Annotated in this window: 22 protein-coding genes; 10 read left to right on the forward strand and 12 right to left on the reverse strand. The window is 50.3% G+C overall.

Features of this window, described 5'->3' with window-relative positions:
• Positions 1–20: 20 nt before the first annotated feature.
• Together NZM05_10155 and NZM05_10160 are read right to left on the reverse strand one after the other, a co-directional pair.
• Positions 21–1,217, reverse strand: a complete 1,197-nt coding sequence (locus NZM05_10155) for an aminotransferase class I/II-fold pyridoxal phosphate-dependent enzyme (protein MCS7013976.1) — start codon at positions 1,215–1,217, stop codon at positions 21–23.
• A 57-nt stretch (positions 1,218–1,274) separates the two neighbouring features.
• On the reverse strand, positions 1,275–2,021 hold the full coding sequence (locus NZM05_10160; GenBank protein MCS7013977.1) for a polyprenol monophosphomannose synthase: 747 nt from the start codon (positions 2,019–2,021) through the stop codon (positions 1,275–1,277).
• Positions 2,022–2,367: 346 nt separating this feature from the next.
• Between NZM05_10160 and NZM05_10165 the strand changes: the two genes are divergently transcribed.
• Genes NZM05_10165 through NZM05_10175 form a run of 3 tightly spaced genes read left to right on the forward strand, consistent with a single transcriptional unit; the run spans position 2,368 to position 5,363 of the window.
• On the forward strand, positions 2,368–3,468 hold the full coding sequence (locus NZM05_10165) for a TRAP transporter substrate-binding protein (GenBank protein ID MCS7013978.1): 1,101 nt from the start codon (positions 2,368–2,370) through the stop codon (positions 3,466–3,468).
• A gap of 51 nt (positions 3,469–3,519) precedes the next feature.
• Entirely contained in the window at positions 3,520–4,032 is a 513-nt protein-coding gene (locus tag NZM05_10170) for a TRAP transporter small permease subunit (protein ID MCS7013979.1), read from the forward strand.
• Complete coding sequence (locus NZM05_10175) at positions 4,032–5,363, forward strand: TRAP transporter large permease subunit (GenBank protein ID MCS7013980.1); 1,332 nt, start codon at positions 4,032–4,034, stop codon at positions 5,361–5,363. The genes NZM05_10170 and NZM05_10175 overlap by 1 nt, the downstream gene beginning before the upstream one ends.
• Before the next feature lie 3 nt (positions 5,364–5,366).
• On the opposite strand, the gene rnc is transcribed toward NZM05_10175, so the two are convergent.
• The 8 genes from rnc to NZM05_10215 form a co-directional block, all read right to left on the reverse strand.
• Positions 5,367–6,179: a ribonuclease III gene (rnc, locus tag NZM05_10180; protein ID MCS7013981.1), complete on the reverse strand. Its 813-nt coding sequence runs from the start codon at positions 6,177–6,179 to the stop codon at positions 5,367–5,369.
• A 98-nt stretch (positions 6,180–6,277) separates the two neighbouring features.
• Complete coding sequence (gene fabF, locus NZM05_10185; protein ID MCS7013982.1) at positions 6,278–7,531, reverse strand: beta-ketoacyl-ACP synthase II; 1,254 nt, start codon at positions 7,529–7,531, stop codon at positions 6,278–6,280.
• A 101-nt stretch (positions 7,532–7,632) separates the two neighbouring features.
• Complete coding sequence (locus tag NZM05_10190) at positions 7,633–7,875, reverse strand: acyl carrier protein (protein ID MCS7013983.1); 243 nt, start codon at positions 7,873–7,875, stop codon at positions 7,633–7,635.
• A 115-nt stretch (positions 7,876–7,990) separates the two neighbouring features.
• Positions 7,991–8,740 (reverse strand): 3-oxoacyl-[acyl-carrier-protein] reductase, encoded by a 750-nt coding sequence (fabG, locus tag NZM05_10195; protein MCS7013984.1) that lies wholly within the window; start codon positions 8,738–8,740, stop codon positions 7,991–7,993.
• Positions 8,741–8,751: 11 nt separating this feature from the next.
• A complete protein-coding gene (fabD, locus tag NZM05_10200; protein ID MCS7013985.1) occupies positions 8,752–9,687 on the reverse strand; it encodes an ACP S-malonyltransferase in 936 nt (311 codons plus the stop codon).
• Positions 9,688–9,963: 276 nt separating this feature from the next.
• Entirely contained in the window at positions 9,964–10,953 is a 990-nt protein-coding gene (locus tag NZM05_10205) for a ketoacyl-ACP synthase III (GenBank protein ID MCS7013986.1), read from the reverse strand.
• A 24-nt stretch (positions 10,954–10,977) separates the two neighbouring features.
• Complete coding sequence (gene rpmF, locus NZM05_10210) at positions 10,978–11,175, reverse strand: 50S ribosomal protein L32 (protein MCS7013987.1); 198 nt, start codon at positions 11,173–11,175, stop codon at positions 10,978–10,980.
• A gap of 37 nt (positions 11,176–11,212) precedes the next feature.
• A complete protein-coding gene (locus NZM05_10215) occupies positions 11,213–11,743 on the reverse strand; it encodes a DUF177 domain-containing protein (GenBank protein ID MCS7013988.1) in 531 nt (176 codons plus the stop codon).
• A 225-nt stretch (positions 11,744–11,968) separates the two neighbouring features.
• On the opposite strand from NZM05_10215, the gene NZM05_10220 reads away from it, so the two are divergent.
• From NZM05_10220 to NZM05_10240, 5 genes are all read left to right on the forward strand, one after another.
• The gene (locus NZM05_10220; GenBank protein ID MCS7013989.1) at positions 11,969–13,618 is read left to right on the forward strand and encodes a diguanylate cyclase; all 1,650 of its coding nucleotides are present in this window, start codon (positions 11,969–11,971) and stop codon (positions 13,616–13,618) included.
• A gap of 143 nt (positions 13,619–13,761) precedes the next feature.
• Positions 13,762–14,661 (forward strand): sigma-70 family RNA polymerase sigma factor, encoded by a 900-nt coding sequence (locus tag NZM05_10225; GenBank protein MCS7013990.1) that lies wholly within the window; start codon positions 13,762–13,764, stop codon positions 14,659–14,661.
• Between the two features lie 179 nt (positions 14,662–14,840).
• Entirely contained in the window at positions 14,841–16,325 is a 1,485-nt protein-coding gene (gene gatA, locus NZM05_10230; GenBank protein MCS7013991.1) for an Asp-tRNA(Asn)/Glu-tRNA(Gln) amidotransferase subunit GatA, read from the forward strand.
• Between the two features lie 41 nt (positions 16,326–16,366).
• Complete coding sequence (gene sucD, locus NZM05_10235) at positions 16,367–17,281, forward strand: succinate--CoA ligase subunit alpha (protein MCS7013992.1); 915 nt, start codon at positions 16,367–16,369, stop codon at positions 17,279–17,281.
• 262 nt (positions 17,282–17,543) lie between these two features.
• A complete protein-coding gene (locus NZM05_10240; GenBank protein MCS7013993.1) occupies positions 17,544–20,120 on the forward strand; it encodes an FtsX-like permease family protein in 2,577 nt (858 codons plus the stop codon).
• Here NZM05_10240 and NZM05_10245 read toward each other — a convergent pair.
• Positions 20,075–20,683 carry a Uma2 family endonuclease gene (locus NZM05_10245; protein ID MCS7013994.1) on the reverse strand — a complete coding sequence of 203 codons (609 nt, stop codon included), beginning with the start codon at positions 20,681–20,683 and terminating at the stop codon, positions 20,075–20,077. The two genes, NZM05_10240 and NZM05_10245, sit on opposite strands and share 46 nt — an antisense overlap.
• Before the next feature lie 78 nt (positions 20,684–20,761).
• Between NZM05_10245 and bchZ the strand changes: the two genes are divergently transcribed.
• Entirely contained in the window at positions 20,762–22,171 is a 1,410-nt protein-coding gene (bchZ, locus tag NZM05_10250; protein MCS7013995.1) for a chlorophyllide a reductase subunit Z, read from the forward strand.
• Positions 22,172–22,324: 153 nt separating this feature from the next.
• On the forward strand, positions 22,325–23,500 hold the full coding sequence (locus NZM05_10255) for an RtcB family protein (protein ID MCS7013996.1): 1,176 nt from the start codon (positions 22,325–22,327) through the stop codon (positions 23,498–23,500).
• Between the two features lie 91 nt (positions 23,501–23,591).
• Here the strand turns inward: NZM05_10255 and NZM05_10260 are convergent, their stop codons facing one another.
• Complete coding sequence (locus tag NZM05_10260) at positions 23,592–24,605, reverse strand: MoxR family ATPase (GenBank protein ID MCS7013997.1); 1,014 nt, start codon at positions 24,603–24,605, stop codon at positions 23,592–23,594.
• Positions 24,606–24,750 lie beyond the last annotated feature (145 nt).

Below are 24,750 nucleotides of genomic sequence, written 5' to 3' on the forward strand. Positions count from 1 at the left end.
GCAATTGAGGTGAATTGAGCCTAAACTTGTTCTAAGGCCTGTGCAAAGTCACGCAGAAGGTCGTCGGCGTGCTCCAGACCTACTGAGACGCGAACCAGTCCTGAGGGAATGCCTGCAGCGACCAGCTGTTCGGGCGTATACTGTGCGCTCCACATACTTGCTGGGTGCACCACTAACGACTCTACGCCTCCCAAACTTACAGCATTCGTTGCAAGTTTCATCGCTCCAATTACCGCTTGTGCCTTTCGAAACCTTTCCTGTTCTGAGCGACCTCTCAGCTCAAAGCTGAGCATCGCCGTAAAGCCCTGCATTTGCTTGCACGCCAGAGCATGCTGCGGATGTGAGGGCAATGATGGATGATAGACGCATGCAACTTTCGGGTGCGAATGCAGATACGCAGCGAGCTTGGCAGCGGTCTCGTTAGCTTGGCGAACACGTAGCGAGAGGGTGCGCAAGCCTCGCAGCAACAGCCACGCATCAAATGCAGAGAGTGCACAGCCCAGTATGACAGTCTTCTTCCAGACTGCTTCTATGAAGGCTTTACTGCCACATACCACCCCTGCTGTCAGGTCGGAGTGTCCGCCTAAAAATTTTGTAGCGCTATGCACCACTGCATCAATGCCCCATTGCAAAGGCTGCTGCACCAGCGGCGTTGCAAATGTATTGTCGCACAGCGTAAAAATGCCTTTTGATTTTGCGATCGTAGCTACTGCCTGCAAATCCGTTAGTTTCATTAGCGGATTCGCAGGTGTTTCTACATAGAGAAGTTGCGTATTTGGACGAATAGCTTGTTCAAATGCTTGTGCATCTGTCTGTTCCACAAAGGTGGTCTCAATACCCAGTGCTGGCAATACATCACGAAAAAGCGTCAGGGTGCCTGCGTAGAGAGAGGTTTGCGAGACAATATGCCCACCTGCTTTGACAACCGCCAGAACTGCGGAGGAGATTGCTCCCATTCCAGATGCTGTCAGCACAGCTGCTTCTGCCCCTTCCAGTTGGGCTAAAATTTCTTGCACCTGTGCGCTGGTCGGGTTACCGTAGCGTGAGTAAAATTCTTTTGGGTTCGGCGAGCGTGCCAGTTCTGCAAAAGCATCGGCATCGTCAGGCGCTTTGTAAGTCGAAGTCTGCCAAATTGGTGGCACGACTGCACGGGTCGTATTGTGCCACTCGCCACCGTGAATGAGCAGCGTTTCAATGTGCCAATTGCGTACGTTCATAGAGTGGAATGAATCAGGTGGCGCACTGCACTCCTGTTAGCTTTTTATGCACTTGTTTTACAGCTTGCCAAAGAGCTGACGCATCTTTAGCACCCAAACCATATAGATAGCCTCAAAGATAATTTTGCGCGACATTTTGGACTTACCGACGGTGCGGTCTGTAAAGACAATCGGAATTTCTTTAATCCTGAAGCCTTTTGCCCATGCCTTAAAGTTCATCTCTATCTGGAAGGAATACCCACCTGAGTGAATTTCATCAAGGTTCAGCGACTCCAGCACGCAGCGTCGAAAACACTTAAAGCCGCCTGTCGGGTCCTGCACTGGCATTCCTGTAATAATGCGAGTGTAGAGGCTTGCGCCTTTTGAGAGAATCAGTCGAGAGAGCGGCCAGTTGACCACATTGGCCACATCGCCCAAATAGCGTGAGCCAATGACGAGGTCTGCATCTTTAATAGCCACCAAAAAGTGCGGGATCATAAAGGGGTCGTGTGAAAGGTCTGCGTCCATTTCCATGATGAAGTCATAGCCACGCTCGAGAGCAAACTTGAAACCCCGCACATATGCTGTGCCCAGACCGAGCTTACCTTCGCGCTGAATAAGATGCAAACGCTTATAGCTCTTTTGAAGTGAGCGCACCACCTCTGCGGTGCCATCAGGCGAATTGTCGTCGACAACCAGCATTTCTAAGTCAGGCACTTCCAAACCCATCACACGGCGAACCAAGAGCGAAATGTTTTCAGCTTCATTGTAGGTCGGCACAATTACTAAGGTTCGTCCGACAGCAAGGTCTTGCACAGGTGGCAATGTCAGCGGCAGACCAGCTAATTGCTCTACAGCGGCGTTTGTTACTTTTATCATCTCCTTGTCATAGATGTTTTGTGGCGACGAAGGCGCAATCAAAAAGAAATGTTTGAATATAGTGTGAAAGTTGTAATGTAACCAAGTCGCTTGCTCACTGATTCTGCCATTTTTCTCCTTCGTGGGTCGACGCTCTTTTCTTAGAGAGTAAAAAGTATCCTCCCCAATTCGTCTTTTCCTGACAGAGAACGGCGTGAGTGTCGTTTCCACATCGTTCTTACTGTTTTGCTCTGGTTTATGTATCTTAGGCGCACTTCTTTCAACAAAGCAACTAAAACAACCAGTTGGAGCTATGAGACTTGCGCTTCCTATCGGTATCATTTGCATTTTTCTCTTTGCATCATGCGGTGGCAACCCCCAATCAGGTAGCTCAGGCGGTGCAGCAGCGACGGCTACGCAAGTCTACAGGTGGAAACTGGTCACATCGTGGGCGCCTAAGTTTCCCGTGCTGGGTGAAGGCGCAGAACGACTGGCTCAGTATATCGATAGCGCCTCTAACGGTCGCCTTAAAATTCAAGTCTATGGTGCAGGAGAGTTGGTGCCCGGCTTAGAAGTCTTCAATGCAGTCAGTCAAGGCACAGCCGAGATGGGACACAGTGCGGCATATTATTGGGTTGGCAAAGTGCCAGCTGCACCACTCTTTGCGTCTATCCCCTTCGGTCTCAATGCACAGCAGTTTAATGCATGGTACTACTGGGGCGGCGGCAAAGAACTCTGGGAGGAAGCATATGCGCCGCACGGGGTCATACCGTTTCTCTGTGGCAATACAGGGGTGCAAATGGCTGGCTGGTTCAATAAAGAAATTAAGTCTGTAGCTGACCTCAAGGGGCTTAAAATGCGCATTCCCGGTTGGGGTGGCAAAGTTATTGCCAAAGCTGGCGGCTCATCAGTTACTTTGGCAGCGAATGAAATCTACACCAGCTTAGAACGTGGCGTAGTTGATGCTGCAGAGTGGATCGGCCCCTATCACGATTACAAGCTGGGGCTTCACAAAGCCGCAAAGTATTACTATTATCCCGGCTGGCATGAACCTGGCACAGCCTTCGAGCTAATTGTCAACAAAAAAGCGTTTGATGCCTTGCCCGCCGACCTTAAGCAAATTATTCGTGATGCTGCAGCTCACAGCAACATCAGCATTCTCTCTGAATTTGAAGCGAAGAATAATCTTTACCTGCAAAAACTTATCAGTGAAGAAAAGGTGCAACTGAGAGAGTTGCCAAAAGAGGTGTTGCAGGAGCTTAAGCGCTTAGCCAAAGAAGTTGCCGAAGAAGAGACTGCCAAAGATCCGCTGGCAAAGCGCGCCTACGAAAGTATGATGGCATTCAAGAAAAACATCTTGGAGTGGAACAAAAAATCTGAAGATGCTATTCGTCCATACTTAGACTTGCCATAACGGTTCTTCCACTGCATACTTTACAGCCAACGCGTTTTCACCAAAACAGTGATGAAGGCTTACATCCGATTCGTTAGCGCAATCAATGACGCAATTGGCAAAGCCGCAGCACTTCTCAACCTTGCTATCGTGGCACTGGTCTCCATTGATGTAGTGGTGCGGTATTTCTTCAAGCAAACCAGTGCCTTTTTCTATGAAATGGAGTGGCATCTTTTCTCCTTGCTTTTTCTTCTCTCGGCAGGTTGGACGCTGCGCCACGATCGACATGTGCGGGTTGATATTTTCTACGCAAAACTTTCAGACCAGCGAAAGGCACTTGTTAATCTTCTTGGCACACTCATTTTCCTTTTGCCTTTCTGCATCGTGATTATTGCGACTGGCGTGCCCTACACCCTCAATGCCTTCGTCTCGAATGAAGCGTCTCCTGACTCAGGGGGCCTGCCATTTCGCTGGATTATTAAATCGTCTATCGTCGTTGGAACGGGTTTGCTTTTATTGCAAGGCATTGGGCTGCTCTTGGAAAGCCTCTCTATGCTGAGACAAACAAAGGAGAATTCTAACTAATGTCAAGCGAGCTACTCACACTGCTACTGTTTCTCCTGCTTTTTGCGGGTCTGCTTTTGGGTTTTCCTGTTGCTTTTACGCTGGGCGGGCTATCGGTGATATTCGGGCTGTTTGCATTTGGCTTTGACTTTTTCAACCTCCTGCCGCTGCGGATTTACGGGATTATGAACAACTATGTGCTCATTGCCGTGCCACTTTTCGTCTTTATGGGCAGTATGCTGGAAAAATCTGGCATTGCAGAGCGACTGCTCGACACGATGGCGCTTATAATGGGTCGACTACGCGGCGGCTTGGCGCTGTCGGTGGTGATTGTTGGCGCAATGTTGGGCGCAACCACAGGGGTTGTCGGCGCAACGGTTACGACAATGGGGCTACTTAGTCTGCCAACCATGCTCAGGCGAGGATTCAGCAAGAGCTTGGCTACTGGCACAATTGCTGCAGCTGGCACACTGGGACAGTTGGTGCCACCCAGCGTGGTCATGGTCTTGCTTGGGAGCGTGATGAATGTCTCTGTTGGCGACCTTTTTGCAGCTGCCTTGATTCCAAGCGGGTTGCTGGTCGGCGGGTATCTGCTGTACATTATCTTTCTTGCCTATCTCAGGCCCCAAGAAGCACCCTCGGTTGATGCCGCAGAACTTAAAGAGTTTTGGAGTGAGGGTATTGTGCGGCGCATTGTGCGTGCGCTTGTGCTGCCTTTTCTTTTGGTATTAGCGGTGCTTGGCTCAATCTATGCAGGGATTGCGACCCCGACTGAAGCAGCAGCCGTTGGCGCAGCCGTCTCTATGGTGCTTACCGCAATTGAAGGCAAACTCAATTGGCAAGTCGTGTTGGAAACTTGCAAGCAGACCACTTTTTTGACCTCAATGGTCTTCATCATCTTGGTCGGTGCCACTGCATTTGGGCTTGTGTTTCGCGGCATCGGAGGTGATTCAGTGATGGTCAGCCTCATTGAAAGGTCAAACCTTAGCCCAATGCTCTTCCTTGCCCTTGTGTTAGCGGGAATCTTTCTGGCTGGCTGCTTCATTGACTTTATTGAAATCATCTTCATTTTCGTGCCTGTCATCACACCGCTGCTGGTCAAGTATGAAATGAACCTTGTTTGGGTTGCCATTCTCATCACGGTGATGCTGCAGACATCGTTCCTGACACCCCCGTTTGGCTTTACGCTCTTCTACCTTAAAGGCGTAGCGCCAGCCAGTGTGCAAACTGCCGATATCTATCGCGGCGTTGTGCCTTTCATCATTATTCAAATCATCGTAGTCGCTGTGATTCTTGCTGTGCCAGAGCTGGGCTCATTTGTGCCCAAATCTACGCGGGCTGCTCTGCCTTGATACCTACCGCTCCAGAGAAACTGAGTGGGTTTCTGCTTGCAAATTGAGCTTACAGGCTGCCTCCTTTGCTGCACGCTGTTCTGCTTCTTTCTTGCTTTTACCTGTGCCTTGTCCCAAAATCTCCTCACCGAGTTTAACTGCTACGGTGAAAGTCTTGTTGTGTGAAGGACCATCTTCACTCATCACGACATAGACTGGCAACGGCAGCCGCTGTGCTTGCGCATACTCCAAAAGCACGCTTTTGTAGTTCTGCTCTTTGCGAAGCAGTTCGTCAAAGTTGGTTTTGTCAAGAATGTGAGTGCGCAAGAAGGCTTGTGCCCGCTCATAGCCTCCGTCAAGGTATATTGCTCCAATCAGGGCTTCAAAGGCATCGGATAGTGCCGTGTCGCTCTCCCGAACCTTCATCATTTCAGCCGATTCGCTGATAATTAGCAGAGCACCTAAAGAGAGGGCACGCGCATAGCTTGCCAGCGTTTTGGCATTTACGACCAGCGAGCGCAGCTTGGTGAGCTTCCCCTCGTCGAGGTCTGGGTAAGCATTGTAGAGGTATTCTGCTGCCACTAAATCGAGCACCGCATCACCCAAAAACTCCAGCCGCTCATTAGACACAAAGGTTGTGCGGTCTGAAAAGTCAATTGCGGAGCGGTGTGTCAGTGCTACCTTAAACAAATTGAGATTTTTAATCGGATACTGCGTGAGGGCTTCAAGGCGAGGGCGCAGTGCAGCTAATTCTGGGTCATCGGTTGGAGTGGAAGCAGCGGGTGGAGCAGGTGGCTTATGCGCAAAAAGCTTTTCGAGAAATTTCCATCGCCACATCGTGCACCAGAGCGGTTTTTTGGTTCACATCAATTTTCTCTCCTTTGCTGACAAAAGGCGGCGTGTAAGCCAAACTGATAGAAAACTGCAGGAAAATACTACTTTCCTGTGAATTTCTTAAAGATGACCGTGCAGTTATGACCACCGAATCCAAAGCCGTTGTTGAGCACGTAGTTAATCTCACGTGGTTTCGGTTTGTTTGGCGTTACATCGACATCGACAGCTGGGTCTAAGTTGAAAATATTGATGGTAGGTGGCACGCACTGGTGCTGCAGTGCCAAGATGCATGCCACTGACTCTACGGCGCCAGCTGCACCCAAGAGATGGCCAATCATTGATTTGGTAGAGCTAATGCTCACACCACGGATATCCTCGCCGAAGAGTTTTTTTATAGCTAAAAGTTCAGCTACATCACCCAGTGGCGTGGAAGTGCCGTGCGTGTTGATGTATTCAATCTGCGCTGGTTGGATACCCGCATCTTCCAGTGCACGCTGCATTGAGAGCATTGCGCCTGTGCCCTCAGGATGTGGTGCGGTAAGATGATACGCATCGGCACTCATTCCAACACCTGCCAGCTCGGCGTAGATGTGTGCTCCACGCTTCTCTGCCAGCTCCCAAGCCTCCAAGACTAATGCCGCTGCCCCCTCACCCATTACAAATCCATCACGATCTCGGTCATATGGACGCGACGCATGTTCAGGGTCGTCGTTGCGGGTCGAGAGTGCTCGTGCTGCGTTAAAGCCTGCAACAGCTAATGGTGTGATGACGGCTTCAGCACCACCACAAATCATCATATCCGCATAGCCCATTTGAATGAGCATATAGGCATCTATGATGGCATTGAGCGAGGTTGCGCATGCCGAGACCGTCGCATAGTTTGGGCCTTGTAGCTTATGCCGAATGGAGATATGCCCTGCCGCAATGTCGGGAATCATCATCGGGATGAAGAATGGACTAATGCGGCTGGCCCCCCCTTGAAGAAAGGTGCGAAACTGCTGGTCGTAGGTAATCATACCGCCGATACCAGTGCCGAATACTACCCCTACGCGTGTGCGGTCAATGTTTAAGCTCTCGAATCGGATGTCAGCCAGCGCCATCTCTGCTGCAGAGACCCCCATTTGGCAATAGCGATCCATTCTTAGCACGGTCTTGCGGTCAAGGTATGTGTGTGGGTCAAAACCCTTGACTTCGCAAGCAAATTTGGTCTCAGTCTGAGACGCATCATACTGCGTGATAGGGCCGGCGCCACTTTTACCAGCCATCATTGCGTCCCAGAATTCCTGCAGGCCGATTCCAATAGGCGTAATGACACCGATACCCGTAACTGCAATTCGTCGGCGGTTGGGTTTCATACTGAGTTAAAGTTTAGCCCAACTTTGCACTGAGTGAGAAGATTGCTCTGCCAAAGTTGGGCTGGTATGACGTGAATTTTTTTGATGTGTCAGCCGTTCCGCTACTTTTTCTTCTGCATAATGTAGTCAATCGCATTCTTGACAGTCGAGATATTCTGGGCATCTTCGTCTGGAATCTGAATGCCGAATTGGTTTTCAAACTCCATAACCAGCTCGACATTATCCAGCGAGTCGGCGCCCAGGTCGTCTGTAAACTTAGCATCGTCTCGAATCTGGTCACGGCTGACGCCCATTTTTGACACGATGATGTTATAGACTTTCTCTCTTACTTCATCGACGGTCATTTGTGCCTCCGAAAAAAGGGTTGATTGAGAAAATTGATGAACAGTTTTTGAAAAACGCTCTTTTGTCGCAAAATAAACGGGGCGAATATACAACTCGACCGCGCCTCTGACAAACTCACATTGCCAGTCCTCCATCGACACGCAGCGTCTCCCCAGTAATGTAACTTGCTAGTGGGCTGCAGAGAAACAGCACCACATCGGCTACTTCTTTTGCAGACCCTGTGCGCTTCATTGGAATTGCCGCCTCCATGCTTTTGCGCTGCTCTTCAGAGAGTGCACCTGTCATTTCAGTGTCAATGAATCCGGGCGCTACGGCATTTACCAACACATTACGCGATGCAATTTCCTTAGCGACCGCTTTCGTAAAGCCGATAATTCCTGCCTTCGATGCAGCATAATTGGCTTGTCCTGCATTGCCCGTTAGCCCCACAACCGATGTGATGCTCACAATGCGCCCACTGCGTTGCGCTAGCATGGGTCTGAGAGCAGCCTTTGTGTAGTTAAAGACGCTTTTAAGGTTACTTGCAATCACCTCGTCCCATTGTGTCTCGCTCATTCGCATCAGGAGCGTATCTCGTGTGATACCTGCATTATTGACCAGAATATGCAAGCCGCCTAAGGTTTGCTGGGTTTGCAAGACTGCCTCCTCTGCCGCTTGATAACTTTCTGCACTGGCTTGAATTGCAAGGGCTGGGCGCCCCATCTCCATCAGTTCAGCCTTGAGCGATTCGGCTTTATCGACCGACGACTTGTAGGTAAAAGCGATAGCTGCGCCTGCCTCAGCAAGGCGCAGGCAAATTGCCCTGCCGATACCGCGTGTGCCGCCCGTAACCAGTGCAACTTGCCCGCTTAGTGAAATTTCCATTGCCCGAAGTGTTATGCCGCTCGCTCCACACCAGAGAGCTCGCAGAGCTTTTCAACATCTTGCAGCGTGTCAATACCATAGACACTCACTGCGGGTTCAATGCGTTTAATTAGACCTTGCAAGACACGCTGCGGTCCGACCTCAATAAACTCGGTTACGCCGTGTGCAATCATCTCCTTGATTGATTGCTCCCAGAGCACAGAGTTGGTCAGCTGTCGAATGAGCTTTTCGCGAATTTCGTCAGCATTTGTGGTTAGCGTGGCATCGACATTCATACAAACCGGAATGCGTGCATCACGAATTTCTACCTCGTTCAGGGCGCGCGCCAATTCCTCTTTGGCTGGCTTCATTAGCGGCGAGTGAAATGCACCTGACACGCTTAGTTCTTTGGCTAATTTCGCACCGCTGGCTTTGGCAATTTGGATAGCCGCTTTGATCGCTGGCACCTCACCCGAAAGCACAACCTGACCGGGCGAATTAAAATTGGCTGCTTGAATGATACCGTGTGCCGAGGCTTGTTCTAGCACCGTCAGTAACTTCTTTTCTGGAAGCCCGATGACTGCTGCCATTGTCCCGGGTATGCGTTCCCCTGCTTGTTGCATCAGTTCACCGCGCTTTGCCACCAAGCGTAGCGCATCTTCAAATGACAGGGCTCCGGCATAGCAAAGTGCCGTGTATTCCCCGAGGCTATGTCCAGCTGTCATTGCAACATCGTAGCCTTCAAGAAACCGAAAGAGCAGATAGCTGTGGAGAAAGATGGCGGGTTGCGTGTGGCGGGTTTGGCGGAGCAAACTTTCATCGCCATCGAACATAATGTCTGTGAGGGAATAGCCGAGTATCTGATTGGCTTCTTCAGCCAGCTCGGCGCACTCTGGATAGCGCTCACAGAGTGACTTTGCCATGCCCACATACTGTGAGCCTTGTCCTGGAAAAACAAGAGCAGTCATCTTCATAATTTTATTTGTTTTTAGCTAGCAGCGCAAGAGAGGTTTTGTGTTTGTTTTGGTTTGAAAAACGCTGCCAGCAGTTAAACAAAATAAAATTCATAGTGCAGTGCTCCTGCGGCGCTAAGGTTAGCGGGCAATTGCCCCACGCCTGGTCATCGTTGAGCTTCCTAACCATTCGGGACAGTTTCATTCCGTCATCCAAAGAACAGCGGGGATTTTCAAAGAACACTCTGGGAAAAGACTTATAGCAGCAAGTTTAGCAAATTGTGCGCTAAATCACAACTGCCACCTGACATACACGCCTCCCCAAGTGTAACCCGCACCGTAGCTCACCAAAATGAGGTTCGCACCGTCTCTTAGCTTTTTCTGCTCGTCCAGCTCCGCAAGGCAGATGGGCAGTGTGCCTGCGGTTGTATTGCCGTATCGGTCAATGTTGACCATGACTTTTTCCATTCCGATTCCCATCCGCTCCGCCGTCGCTGTGATGATGCGTAAATTGGCTTGATGCGGCACAAGATAGTCCACGTCCTCGCTACCCAAGCGGTTACGCTGCATCATCTCGACGGCAACCTCTGCCATTCCAATTACTGCCGACTTGAAGACCGTTCTGCCATCCTGCACGACGTAGTGCATTTTCTTTGCCACTGTCTCGTGGGTTGGCGGGTTAAGGCTGCCGCCGCCAGGCATATAGAGGTGATCTTTGCCAGCGGTGCCATCGGCATAAAGCCTCGCATCCAAAATGCCGTAGCCATCTCTGGCTGGCTCAAGCAACACCCCCCCTGCACCATCGCCAAATAGAACGGCAGTGTTACGGTCGGTGTAATCCACGATTGATGACATTTTATCGCCGCCCAAGACCAAGACCTTTTTGTGCATACCCGTTTCAATAAACTGTGCACCCACCACAAGGGCATACAGGAAGCCTGAGCATGCAGCAGAGAGGTCGAACCCCCACGCTCGTTTTGCGCCAATCATATCCTGTACAAGGCAGGCAGTAGAAGGGAAGAACATATCAGGCGAAATTGTGGCCACTACAATCAAGTCTATTTCGGCTGCATCGAGCTGGCGCTTTCTCAAAATCTCCTTTGCGGTTTCGGCGCACATAAAGGCAGTTGCTTTGGTCTTGTCCCTTAGAATGCGCCGCTCACAAATACCCGTCCGTGTGCGAATCCACTCGTCGCTGGTGTCGAGCATTTTCTCGAAATCGTGGTTTGTGAGCACATCGGGCGGCAAATACTTTGCCGTTGCAGTGATTGCAGCTTTCATAACCTCTGGCTGCCAGTGTGCGTCTTACTGAGCGGCTTGTTCGTTCTTTTTGAAGAGAATGCGCCCGCGATAGTAACCGCAGTTGTAACAAGCGCGATGCATAATGGTAGTTGCACCGCAGTTTGGGCAAGTTATCATCGTCGCAGGTTTGGTGCGTGCATTAAACTGCGCTCGGCGCTTTGCCGTGCGCGAGCTTGACATTCTGCGTTTCGGGTTTGGCATAATTAGGTGGTTTTGCTCATTTCAACTTCAAAAGTTTCTACGAGTTAGAGCGTCTTAGCTTCTGACTTAGCTGGCTTAGTGCGCGCTGCCACTCGGTTTCCTCTGGCTCTGTCTTGGTGGTCGAATCACGAAACCATAGATGCTGGCAAGTTGGCTCGCAGACGTTTTTCATTGGCACGGCAAGCACCAGCGTGTCGCGCACATCATCAGTCAGGTCAATCTCAAAATCGTTCTTACCCAGCCAGCGCACTTCATCTTGCTCCAGCTCTTCTGCTACACGAGTTCCACTTTGGGTGTAGAAAATGCGATACATGCCAGTGATGCGCTTCTCAATCGCTGCAAGGCAACGGTCGCACTCAAACGTCGCAACTGTCTCCAGCTCAATTGCCACCGCCATCTCCGACAGCCCCTTTCGGAGCGTAACCCTCACCTCCACAGGGCGCGGAAACATCGTCTCACTTACCGCCACGCTTTGAAAATCTTTCGCCTGCAAGTGAAATCGATATTGATGCACCCCTTGCGTGAGATGAGACACTTTTATTTTCACCAGCGACTCGCCTTTGTGCATAGCCTTATGTGCGTGGCTTATCCAACAAAAAGAGCGGCAAATATAAGCGATGAAAGAGAGAAACGAAAATTGCACTCACCTCTGCATCGGCGAAAGCGGTTAGCACGCAGTAATTATAGAGCGCTTCACACTGGCTAGTCAGCTGAGGCTATCTTTAGCAAGCCTAATTTTTGGTGTATCTTTGAAAAATTTACCTTTTAATCTTTTCAAACACAGGCGAAAAAGTTGAATCCACAAGACACTCCAAGTTCATCTTTTGATGCGGGCGCAGGGGTTATTAATGTTCGAAAGTATAAACCCGAATTAGCAAGCAAGACCGTCAAAGTAGAACTGGAGAGCTTTCCTGACCACATTTTGCCGTCCCAACCCCCTCCGCATCGCTCACTAAACGAAGAAATTGGTGCAGCCATTGCAGAAATTTTAGCCATCGTCAAGGAGTCTGTTCAAGCGCGCACGGTCGCATTTTGTTGGGCTAACAAAGCAAAAAGGAAATTTGTCATCTCAGCGGTGCAGACAGACTCGGCAGATTTTACGCAAGAAAAGTCTCTGCCCTTTCGCAGCGATGCCGTCACGCAAGTTTTCATTGCACAAAAAGCGCAGCTTTACACCGAAATTAGTGCCGCTGATGAGCCAAACCTTATTACCTACTACATTGCCCCCAATGGCATCAAGGCGTTTATGGGCGTGCCGATTTTCTACCGCGATGAAATTCTTGCCGTGCTTTTTGCGGATAGCCTCGCCAAAGGAGCATTTGGACACGACGATGTGTGGCTGCTGAGTCGATTCGGCAAACTCTGTTCTGCCTTCATTGAGAAGTATGACCTGAAGTCTCTCTACATTGACACGATGCGTTTCGCCGAGGGTGCACAGGCTTTGATACATCGTCTATACAAAACGCTGGAGCTTGACGACATTATTCAGCATTTTTGCGACAGCCTTTCTCAAGCGATAGAGTTCGACCATCTAGTGCTGGCACTACTGAACCGGAAGGCAGAATTGGTCGTGCGAAAGGTTATCAGCAAAGGCGCCTACATTAGCGAAGGTAGCGTGATTGATCTTGAGCGTTCTGCCGTTGGACATGCGGTGATGAAAGGAGAATATGGTGCGATAGATGACCTTGCTCAGCTTGGGGACACACCCTGCTTTTTTGTTGGCGAAAACAAAAACCCTGCTACTTCGGGCAGTGCTTCAGCACCGCCCAGCGGCTCTATGCTCATTTTGCCGATTCGCTTGGGCGAGCTCACGGCTGGCGTTCTGACCATTGGGCATGAGCAACCTCGCTTTTTTGACACGGAAAGTTTCAAGAAGGCGCGCTTCTTCGTAGAGTCGCTAGCATTAGCCTTACACCGTCTTCTACTTGACGACCAGCGCCGCTCCACCATGCCACTTGACGAGGAGACAGGCACCCTTTCGCTCCGCACCTTTTACGCCCGGCTCAGCGCAGACATCAACCGCTGTTTGCGCCAGCAGCAGGAGCTTGTGTTGATTCTCATTGCATTCGATCAGCCCGAAGTGCTCCGACAGCGGCACGGTTCAACTGCGCTTTCAATGATGATGCGTCAGGCAGCACGGCTTATTGCCGCTAACACGCGCAGTTACGACCTTGTCGCACGCTTCGGGGAGTTAGGTTTTGCCGTTTGCTTAACTGGCATCTCTGAAATTCATGCACGTGGTTGGGCTGAGAAAATTCGAGAACAGGTTCTGAACTTTCCGTTTGAGACGGATAACAAATTGCGAACCATTCTTGCCACAGTTAGCATCGGTATTGCTCGTCTGCGCGAAAGCCAACCTGACTTAGAATCACTTGTTGAGAATGCAAAGAAAGCCTTAGAGCATGCCCAAGCATCGGGTGGTAATGTCGTGAAAATTTTTTAGCGTGGGGAATGAATTGACAGCAAATTGCGTTTTCAAGCGATGCTTTGCCAGAGTAAACCCCAGTTCAGCTTCTTTCGCTATAAGAAGCCAAAAAGAGGAGCGTCACTGAACTTTAACGCAACATAAAGACAGCGTAAAGCGATATGCGACAACTCAAAATTAGCCGACAGATTACAAATCGCGAGAGCGCCTCGCTAGACCGATATCTCCAAGAAATTGGAAAGTTCGAGCTTCTCACGGCACAAGATGAGATTGAGCTAACACGGAAAATCAAGCGTGGCGAGGGGAAGCCTGTGGACTCCAAGGAGTATAAGGAAGCTCGGCGCGCCTTAGAAAAGCTTATCAAGGCGAACTTGCGCTTTGTGGTGTCGGTTGCAAAGCAGTATCAAAATCAAGGTCTGTCGCTGGGCGACCTTATCAATGAAGGTAACCTCGGTCTCATCAAGGCTGCAAAGCGCTTCGATGAAACTCGTGGGTTCAAATTCATCTCATATGCGGTGTGGTGGATTCGTCAATCTATCCTGCAAGCCTTAGCCGAGCAGTCACGCATTGTACGCCTACCGCTGAACCGCGTAGGCACTCTCAACAAAATCGGCAAGGCATTTAGCCAGCTGGAGCAAGAATTTGAACGTGACCCCAGCACCGAAGAACTGGCGCAGATTCTGGATATGAATGCGGGCGAAATTACCGACACGCTGAAGATTGCTGGGCGACATATCTCGGTCGATGCACCGTTTGCACAGGGCGACGACAATCGCCTGCTCGACGTGCTGCAAAATGACTCGCATCGCCCTGACCACGCACTCATTCGGGAATCACTTTCTATTGAAGTGGAGCGCTCGCTTTCGGCACTCTCGCCTCGTGAAGCCGATGTTATTCGCTCCTACTTCGGTATCGGAATGGAGAACCCCCTGACGCTGGAAGAAATCGGCGAAAAGTTCAAGCTGACACGTGAGCGCGTGCGTCAAATCAAGGAAAAAGCCATTCGCCGTCTGCGCCATTCACCCTATGCAAATGTGCTGAAAGAGTATATCGGCGAGTAGCCTTGTCTCAATACATCAGAGGAGCCAGCAGCCCGCTGGCTCCTTTTTTACCTACTCTGCGCAAAAATAGGCTGCAAAAAATTTCCCGCTTCCGTATTTTTGAGAAAACCACCTTGTTTTTCGGCGCACAAAGAGGCTGAGTCAATTTCGGCTTTGCGCTGCCTAATTAAACACTTTGCGTGGTGTCCAAGCTCTATTCATCTTATCGCACGCTCCGTGAAAAGCTGCTGGCTGGAGCAACAAGCTGCAAGCAGGTTGTGCAGCAATATCTTGCGCAGATTGAACAGCAAGCGCATCTCAATGCTTTTATCTCGGTCTTCAAGGACCAAGCGCTTGAGCGAGCCAGAGCGCTGGATGAAAAACTCAGCTCTGGTGCCAGCGTCGGTAAGCTATTTGGTCTGCCTATTGCCATTAAGGACAACATCGCAGTTGCCAATGAACGGCTCACTTGCGCCTCCAAAATTCTCTCTAACTTTGTCAGCATTTACCATGCCACTGCCGTCGAGCGACTGCTTTCTGAGGATGCCATCATCTTAGGCAAGACCAACTTGGACGAGTTTGCGATGGGCAGCTCGAATGAAAACTCCTACTTTGGCGCCGCAAAAAACCCCATCAACCCTGAATATGTAACTGGCGGCAGTTCAGGTGGCTCTGCCGCAGCAGTTGCTGCAGAGTGCGCACTGGTTGCATTAGGTTCTGACACTGGCGGCTCTGTGCGTCAGCCCGCTTCGTTCTGCAACGTGGTGGGCATTAAGCCGACATATGGCAGGGTTTCGCGCTATGGCTTGGTTGCATTTGCTTCATCATTCGACCAGATTGGCGTTTTTTCAAGGACGGTGGAAGATGCCGCACTGGTCTTAGAGGTCATTGCAGGCGAAGACCCTAAAGATGCGACTTCTTCTAATCAGCCCGTGCCGCACTATGCTGGCGAGATGAAATTTGGTGATACCATTTCCCGAATTGCGGAATTGGCGCCTCGTGTGAAAGGCTTAGAGCTTAGGGGCTTAAAAATTGGTGTCCCTAAGGAGTTCTTTACAGATGCCTTAGACAAAGAAGTTGCGGGGATAATTAGAGCTGCCTTAGACAAACTGGTTGAGAAGGGTGCGACCTTAGTTGATATTTCATTGCCTTACTCGGAGTATGCGCTTGCAGCTTACTACATTCTTGCCACGGCTGAGGCTTCGTCGAATTTAGCGCGCTATGATGGCGCACGCTACGGATACCGCAGCGAAAATGCTAGTGATGTCAGCGAGATGTATGTGCGCTCCCGTAGTGAGGGCTTTGGCGTGGAAGTCAAGCGGCGTATTATGCTCGGCACATATGTGCTCTCTGCTGGATACTACGACGCTTACTACAAGAAAGCCCAGAAGGTGCGTCGCCTTATCCGAGAGGACTACCGCAACGCCTTCAAGGAAGTCGATGTGATTGTCTCGCCTACTTCGCCTTTTCCACCGTTCAAGCTGGGCGAAAAATTGAGCGACCCCTTGCAGATGTATTTAGCTGACATCTACACTGTGCCGATGAACTTAGCGGGCGTGCCCGCTATCAGTGTGCCTGCTGGTTTTACGGCACAGGGCTTGCCAGTCGGCATACAGTTTGTCGCAGATCTTTTTGCCGAAACCACCTTGTTTCAAGTGGCGCACGCATTGGAGACGCTTGCCTGAGCCTTCGGTGCCGTGCCCAATCAATTAAAAAACACCCAACCATGAGCATCTTAGTCAGCAGAGAAACCCGACTTGTGGTGCAAGGCATCACTGGTAATGAAGGCACTTTTCATGCCTCGCAAATGCTGGAGTATGGCAGACAGTTTGGGGTGGATTACCTCGTGGCTGGCGTTACGCCGGGCAAAGGTGGAATGATGTATGCGGGCAATGAAAAAGATCGATTCATTCGTGAAGTGCCTGTCTACAACACGGTGCGCGAGGCTGTTGCAGCGCAGAAGGTCAACACTTCTATCATCTATGTGCCTGCACCCTTTGCAGCTGATGCGATTATGGAAGCTGCTGAAGCGGGCATTGAGCTGATTGTGTGTATCACCGAAGGCATTCCCACTGCCGATATGATGAAAGCATATTGGTTTGTCAAGGAAAAAGGCGCCGTGTTAGTCGGCCCCAATTGCCCGGGCGTGATTACCCCAGAGGAAGCAAAGGTAGGTATTATGCCCGGTTTTATTTTCAAGAAAGGTCACATTGGCGTGATTTCTCGCAGCGGCACCCTTACTTACGAATCTGTCTCGCAACTGACGAAACTTGGTTTAGGGCAGTCGACTTGCATCGGCATTGGCGGCGACCCAATTATCGGGACGCGCTTTATTGATGCGGTTAAGATGTTTGCCAAAGATAGGGACACTGAAGCACTGGTCATTATTGGTGAAATTGGCGGCAATGCCGAAGAAGAAGCGGCTGCTTACATCAAGCGTCATTACAAAAAGCCTGTTGTCGGCTTCATTGCAGGACGCACTGCACCGCCCGGCAGACGAATGGGACACGCAGGCGCAATTGTCTCAGGTGGGAAAGGCACAGCTGCCGAAAAATTCGAGGCAATGAGAAAAGCTGGTATCCACATTGTGGAAAACCCTGCGGACATCGGTGAGACAATGCGCCATGTCTTGGGTCGCTAATTCCCACTCTCGAACAAGAAAAGGAGGCATCGCCCCCTTGTTCGTGCAAGTGCCTCTGGGGGTAAGGCACGTTGCGAACCAATGCCCCCTTTTCTTGGCTGCGAAGATAGAAACGCACCCTTAGCCTAGACCTAAGAAAAACCTAAGACAAAGCTAAGCAAGTGAGCGCGCTCTCTCGTTGCTGTGAAACTTCCTTACTCGGAACATCTTTTCAGAGCTTGGCGTTAGGGCAGCGTCCTGCGGGAAAAGGTCGTTGCATAATATGATGCTTCTTAAAATTTTCTGGCAAGTCAGTTTGCGCCACGCTCGGAACGAGTGGGGCAAGTTTCTGCTCTCTGTTTTTGGCATTGCTGTTGGCGTTGCAGTGTTTCTCTCCATTCGCCTCTCGAATCATTCCGCATATAAGTCATTTGAAAGCACAATCGATCAAGTCAATGGCAAAGCCAATGCGCAGGTGCAGTCCAAAAGTGGCACGGAATTTTCCCAGAGCGTTTTTCGGCAGATTATTGCGCTAAAAGACCGCCTGCCAGCTCTAAAAGCGGCTACGCCTGTTACGGAACAGACGACGCGCCCTAAGGGCATTAGCGAAACGCTCATTGTGCTGGGCATAGATATCTTCTCCGACCGTGCCTTCCGCACCTACGAAGACCTTGACGGCGCTGATAGCGATACCTTTCTTCGCTTTTTGCTCGAGCCGAATACGCTCATCGTCTCGCAGCAATTTGCTGCACGCAACCACCTAAAAAAGGGCGATACTCTTGAGCTTTTGGCAAATGGCGTGCTGAAGCCCGTGAAGATTATCGGCGTGTTCAAAACTGATAGACCCACGAGTGAAGTCGCAAACTCCTTCGCCGTGATGGATATTGAACAAGCGCAGCGTCTCTTTGGCAAGGAAGGCAAACTTGACAAGATTGACTTAATCATCAGCGAGGCTGAAAGCGCACGCCTCAAAGCCTACCTCTCAGAAGTCTTGCCGCCTGATGTGGAAGTAGTTTCAGCGAAAAATCGTGGTGAGCAAGTTGCCAAAATGCTGGCGGCTTTTGAAATGAACTTAGCTGCATTGGCATTCATCAGCCTGCTGGTGGCAATGTTTCTCATCTACAACACGATTACAACCAACGCAATTCGCCGCCGCCGTGAAATCGGTATTTTGCGTGCTTTGGGGCTTAGCGCATGGGAGGTCTTTTCGCTCTTCCTGCTGGAAGCAGCACTCATCGGCATTCTTGGCAGCGCAGTTGGGCTTGCACTTGGGATTGCGCTGGCTCACTATACCCTGCAAAGCATTGCTGAGACCATTTCGGCCCTTTACATCTATGTCGCCGCAACGGCTGTGCGCGTCGAACCGTCGCTGCTTCTTGCGGCATTCAGCGTCGGGGTGATGGCCTCTATTGTCTCTGCACTTTTTCCTGCGTGGGAAGTCTTCAAAGTGCACCCACGAGAGACCTTTCACATTCAAGCTTTTGAGCAGCGCACGACACTTAATCTCAAGCGCATTTTAGCCATCAGCCTCGTGCTTCTGATGATGGGCATTGTGCTTGCTCAGTTGCCGAGCGTAGGTGGCAAACCCATTTTTGGCTATGCATCGGCTATTTGTGCTATTCTCGGCTTTGCGCTGCTTTCACCAGAGTTTATTGCACTATCGCGCCCGTTCTTTGAGCGCATAGCGTATCGCATTTTCGGCATTGAAGGCAAGCTGGCTGCCAGTAACCTTGCCGACTCATTGAACCGTGCGGCTACTGCAGTGAGCGCATTGATGGTTGCAGTGGCGATGCTTATCGGGATTAGCGTGATGGTCGGCAGTTTTCGCCAAACAGTGATTTACTGGGTGGAGCAAACACTGAAAGCCGATGTGTTCATTGCGCCTGCTGAGCGATTTGGCGTTGGGGCTCAGGCTCCGATTTCACGGGAGGTTTTAGAATATGTGGCAGCGCTTCCTGAAACCAAAGCAGTTGACGCTTTCTCTTCCCGAGCGATTCGACTCAATGGCGAACCCACTGTGCTTTGTGCGCCAAACTTTGAGACCGTCCTGAAGTGCACGCAACTGCTTTTTCGCAAGGGCGACGGCAAAGCAATTTTGAAGGAAGTGGTTGAAAACGAGCATTCGCTTGTGGTTACAGAGGTCTTCTCCAACCGATTTGGATACAAGGAAGGCGACTCGCTTACGCTGGTTTCACCTACGGGAGTGCATAAGTTTCGCATCGCTGGTGTCTATTACGACTATGCGTCTGATAGGGGGCTAATTGCCTTGCATCGCCCGCATTTTGAAAAATTCTGGCGCGATGAAAAAATCAATAGCATCGGCGTCTACCTGCATAACCCCTCGCAGGCTGAGCGTATTGTGCAGCGCATTCGTGAAGCGTTTGCAGAGCGTGCGCCAATTTTGGTCTACTCCAACTCGGGTCTGCGCGCCCGTGTGCTAAATGTCTTTGACCAAACTTTCGCTATCACCTACGCCCTGCAATTTGTGGCCATGGCTGTAGCCGCAATGGGGGTGATTAGTGCGCTAACCGCTATCATTTTTGAGCGGCGGCGAGAAATCGGGGTTTTGCGTTCCATTGGTGCCAGCGCTGAGCAAGTGCGCAACATCACCTTGATAGAAGCCTTCCTGATGGGAATTTTGGCATCGGCGTTGGGAATTGCTTGTGGGTTTGTGCTGGCGCTGATTTTGATTTACGTCATCAACTTGCAATCGTTTGGCTGGACGATTCAAGTGCATTTGCCTACCAATACAATTCTTGCCGCTACGGCACTGGTTATATGCACCGCGCTGCTTTCGGGCTGGATTCCTGCGCGCTATGCTATGCGTCTTGCGATTGCTGAACAAGTGCGCTTCGAGTGAGACATTAGGAAGCCAAACAAGGCTTTAAGCTCTACGAAGAAGCCTTGCAAGAGGGCGGAAGCGACGGTGCCTTCTACAGCTGCTGCTGAGTAAAGCTCATAGCCTTTTGCTGTGAGCTGATAGACTTCTACTGTTGTGTTCTGCGCATCAGTTAGCCAGTATTCGGCAATGCCTGCGCGCTCATAAAGTTTGAGCTTGCTGGTGCGGTCGCGCACGGCGGTGGTCGGCAAGAGAATCTCTGCCACAAGGTCTGGCGCACCGACAATGCCATCATTGGTAATTAGCGAGCGCTTGGCATCGGAGAGAAAAAGCACATCGGGCTGCACCAAGTTGTAGTCATCAAGAAAGACATCAACGGGAGCGTAGAGCACGACTCCCAAGCCCTTCTCTCGCACAAACTGGTTAAGCGCACTAAAGAAGTTTGCAGAGACAATCTGGTGTTTTGGTGCTGGAGCTGCTTTTTTCACAATTTCTCCGTCAATCAGTTCGTAGTAAGTGGGGTCTTCGGGGAAGTCCATTTCCAGAAATTCTCGCCATGTAATGCGTTGCGTCAGTGTATCCATCGCTGTGAAAAGTTTTCTTCTCTGGCGTATCTTTTCATTGAAGATAGTGCTTTCAACAACATTTCCAACTTTTGCAGTATGCCGAAAATTATTCGTGATGAATCGACCACCAGCTCTTACTGGGCGGCTGTCAATACGCTGGGGGCTTTGCCTGATGTGCACATTATTGCGGACGCACCGATTGGCTGCTACAATCTTGTCGGCGTTGCCGTTATTGACTACACCGATGCGATTCCATATCTGCGGAATTTTACGCCCACCGACCTTACTGAAAAGGCTATCTCTACCAGCGGCACTGCCAGCATCACTAAAGAGACGATTGAAAAATTGCGTGGCACAGGCAAAACGCTGATTGTCATGTCCACTGCAGAAAGTGAAATGGTAGGCGCTGACCATACACAGATGCTCGCTGCACATTACCCTGACATCAAGTTTTTTCCCTCAAACTCTTTGCTCGAGGACGAGTGGCAAGGGCGAGACCGTGTGTTAGCGTGGTGCTTTGACAACTACGATGATGGCAAACCTGCCAGTGTAGAAAAAGGCACAGTTAGCATTATCGGTCCCACCTACGGGTGCTTCAACTCTCCGTCAGATTTAGCTGAAGTGAAGCGTCTGATTCAAGGCGCAGGCGGCACAGTAAAGAAAGTCTTCCCAATGGAATCGCGCCTTGCAGACATTTCTGAACTGAAGCATAGTGATGTGATTGTGGTCATGTATGAGGAATTTGGTAAAAGCCTTGCAGAGAAATTAAATCGCCCCATTCTTTACGCACCGTTTGGGCTGTATGCCACTGAGCAATTTATCCGTGATTTAGGCAAACTCTTGGGCACCTCTGACCAAGCTGAGCGCTTCATTAAGCAAGAAAAGCACACCACACTGAAACTGATTTGGGACTTGTGGCGCGGCCCACAGTCGGAGTGGTTTCCAACTGTGAATTTTGCTGTGTGTGCTGCTCGCACTTACGCCAAAGGCTTAAAGACTTTGCTGGCTGATGAATTAGGAATGACATGTGTCTTTGCCGAAGAGTCTGCCAAGGCGGATAACACTGAAATTCGAAGACGCCTGCACGAAGCACCACCGCAAATTATGTTCGGCAGAATTGTCGATAAGATGTATCTCGCCGAAGTGAATGCGAAGACATACTTCATTCAGTCAGCGTATCCGGGACCGTTCGTGCGGCGCGCATTAGGCACACCGTATATGGGCTTTTCAGGTGCTACCTATCTTGTGCAAGAAATTGTCAATATCCTTTACGATGTGCTCTTCCAGTTCTTGCCTTCGCACAAGCAAGGTGCGGAGTTTGTGCAGCCTGACAAGAAATTCATCTGGACAAAGGAAGCCAGTGAGATGCTGGCAGAACGCACTCGACGGGCTCCCTTCATTTCGCAGATTTCTTTTAGCCGTGAGCTAAAAACGAAAGCGGAGCTTTACGCACAAAAGCACGGATTGGACACTATCACGCCTGAGATTCTTGCCCAGATTAGCTAAGCGATTTCGGCTTAGGCATTCTCGCCTACTGTCTCTCTTATGAGGGCTTACTTAGCGCATTCTGCCCGTCTACTCTCTGGGCTAAACCTGTGTTTGCTAATGCTCGTAATTTTCTTTTGCTGTCTTCTGCTGAAAACAAACGGATGGTACAGTATGCCTTACCAAAAGTTAGCGCTTGGCACCAAAAGTCCTATCCTGTCGTGGGTGAACCACGCGTTGGATTCAGATGAACAAAAGATGCTAAAAAATATGGCTTCGCTGCCCTGTGTGTTTCGGCATATTGCCTTAATGCCTGACGCACACTTAGGCAAAGGCGCCATGGTTGGCTCTGTGATTGCCACAAAAGATGCCGTGATTCCTGCTGCCGTAGGCGTGGACATCGGTTGCGGTATGATAGCTGTTCAAACACCTTTCAAGGCAGGGCAATTAGACGGCAAGCTACGCCATATTCGTCTGGAAATTGAACGTGCAATTCCTGTTGGGTTTGACCAGCATAAAAGCATCTTAGATGAAGCAGCTCGCTGGAGCGGCTGGAAATCGTTTGACCGCTTGCACCCCAAGGTGCAAGATTTACGCAAAAAGGCAGCTCTTCAACTTGGCACGCTCGGCGGGGGCAACCATTTCATTGAGGTTTGTCTCGACACGGATGAAAATGTGTGGCTGATGTTGCACTCTGGCTCTCGCAACATTGGCAATGAACTTGCCACGCGCCACATCGAAACCGCTAAACATCTTCATCGCCTCTCAGAACTGCCTGATAAAGACCTTGCTTACTTTGTCGCAGGCACGCCAGAGTTCGAGTCCTACTGGCATGATTTGCAGTGGGCACAAGCCTACGCAATGAAAAACCGTGAGCTGATGATGAAGACGCTAACGCATATCCTTGCGAAGGTCTTAAACGACGGTGAGCCCTTTGAACCAACCCTTTCGGTCAACTGTCATCACAATTACGCTGCGGTTGAGACGCATTACGGTGAAGAAGTTATCGTTACGCGCAAAGGTGCAGTACGCGCTCGCAAAGATGATTACGGCATCATTCCGGGTTCTATGGGTGCAAAGTCGTATATCGTGAGGGGTAAAGGGGTAGCGGAAAGCTATATGTCCTGTTCGCACGGTGCAGGCCGCCGACTCTCGCGCAACCAAGCTAAAAAACATTTTACTGTTGCAGATTTGGCACGCGAAACTGCAGGCGTAGAGTGTCGCAAAGATGCAGGTGTCTTAGATGAGATTCCCAGCGCATACAAAAACATTGACGAGGTGATGGCTGCACAAAGCGATTTAGTTGAAGTTGTTGCAGAACTGAAACAAGTCGTGTGCGTCAAAGGATAAGCTCTGCAGCCGCCCAGTACTTGTGCTTTTTTTCACTTGCTGGGCTTCGGTGTTGCGTCCGTCTATAATGCGGGCTTACATCGCTTAGAGATTATGCCAGTGGACTTTTCGGCTCTGGCACTTTTGCCAGTAGCTCTTTTGTTACAAGGTCTGCAGTAATTTGTTCAGCTTCAGCTTTGAAATTCACAATGATGCGGTGCCGCAGCACGGGTAATGCCAACGCCCGCAGGTCATCCAGCGTCACTGCAAAGCGCCCGTGAAGCAACGCTCGGGCTTTTGCCGTTAGAATCATTGCTTGACCAGCTCGCGGTCCAGCGCCCCAGCTTACCCACTCTTTGACAAAGGTTACTTCTGAACTTGTCGGACGTGAAGCACGAATCAACTTAGCCACATATTGCACCAATGCGTCACTGATTGCGACTTCGCGCACAAGACGCTGTAAATCAAGGATTTCTTGCGCCGTTATGACAGGCGAGACAGGAACTTTATGGCTACCTGTAGTGCGCGTTAGCACTTCTACTTCCTCTGTTTCAGTCGGGTAACCCATTTTGACATACAGCAGAAAGCGGTCCAGTTGAGCCTCAGGCAAAGGATATGTGCCTGCCTGCTCAATCGGGTTTTGTGTTGCCAGCACAAAGAAAGGGCGATCGAGTTGGTAAGTAATGCCGCCTTGCGTGACGGCAAATTCTTGCATCGCTTCGAGGAGTGCGGCTTGAGTTTTGGGCGGCGTGCGGTTAATTTCATCGGCGAGCACAATGTTTGCAAAAATCGGTCCCCTATTGAACTTGAAAAAGCGCTTGCCAGTGGTGTGGTCTTCTTCCAGAATTTCAGTGCCGATAATGTCTGTGGGCATCAAATCAGGCGTGAATTGAATGCGGCGAAATTGCAGGGTAACCGCTTCGGCTAAGGTGCGAATCATTAGGGTCTTGGCAAGCCCTGGAACACCTTCCAAAAGGCAATGACCACCAGCCAGAAATGCAGTGAGCAACTGTTCTATTGCCTCGTATTGTCCGACAATTACCTTTTGAATCTCCTGCCGCAGTGCCGATAGCTTGCCCAAAAGCTGCTCCACATCGGCTTCAGCCAGCGTAGATGGTATGCTCATTGATTGAGTGTTTCTAAATTAGTTTCTGCCTCAAAATACATTTTTTAGCGCTCTGACCACGCAGTACGGAAATAAGTGCAATGGCAAATAAAAAGGCGTCCTGATGGGGAGGACGCCTTCCTTTATGGTTTCTGCGGCTTGCTCT

The organism is Chloroherpetonaceae bacterium (assembly GCA_025056565.1).
Lineage (GTDB): Bacteria > Bacteroidota > Chlorobiia > Chlorobiales > Thermochlorobacteraceae > Thermochlorobacter.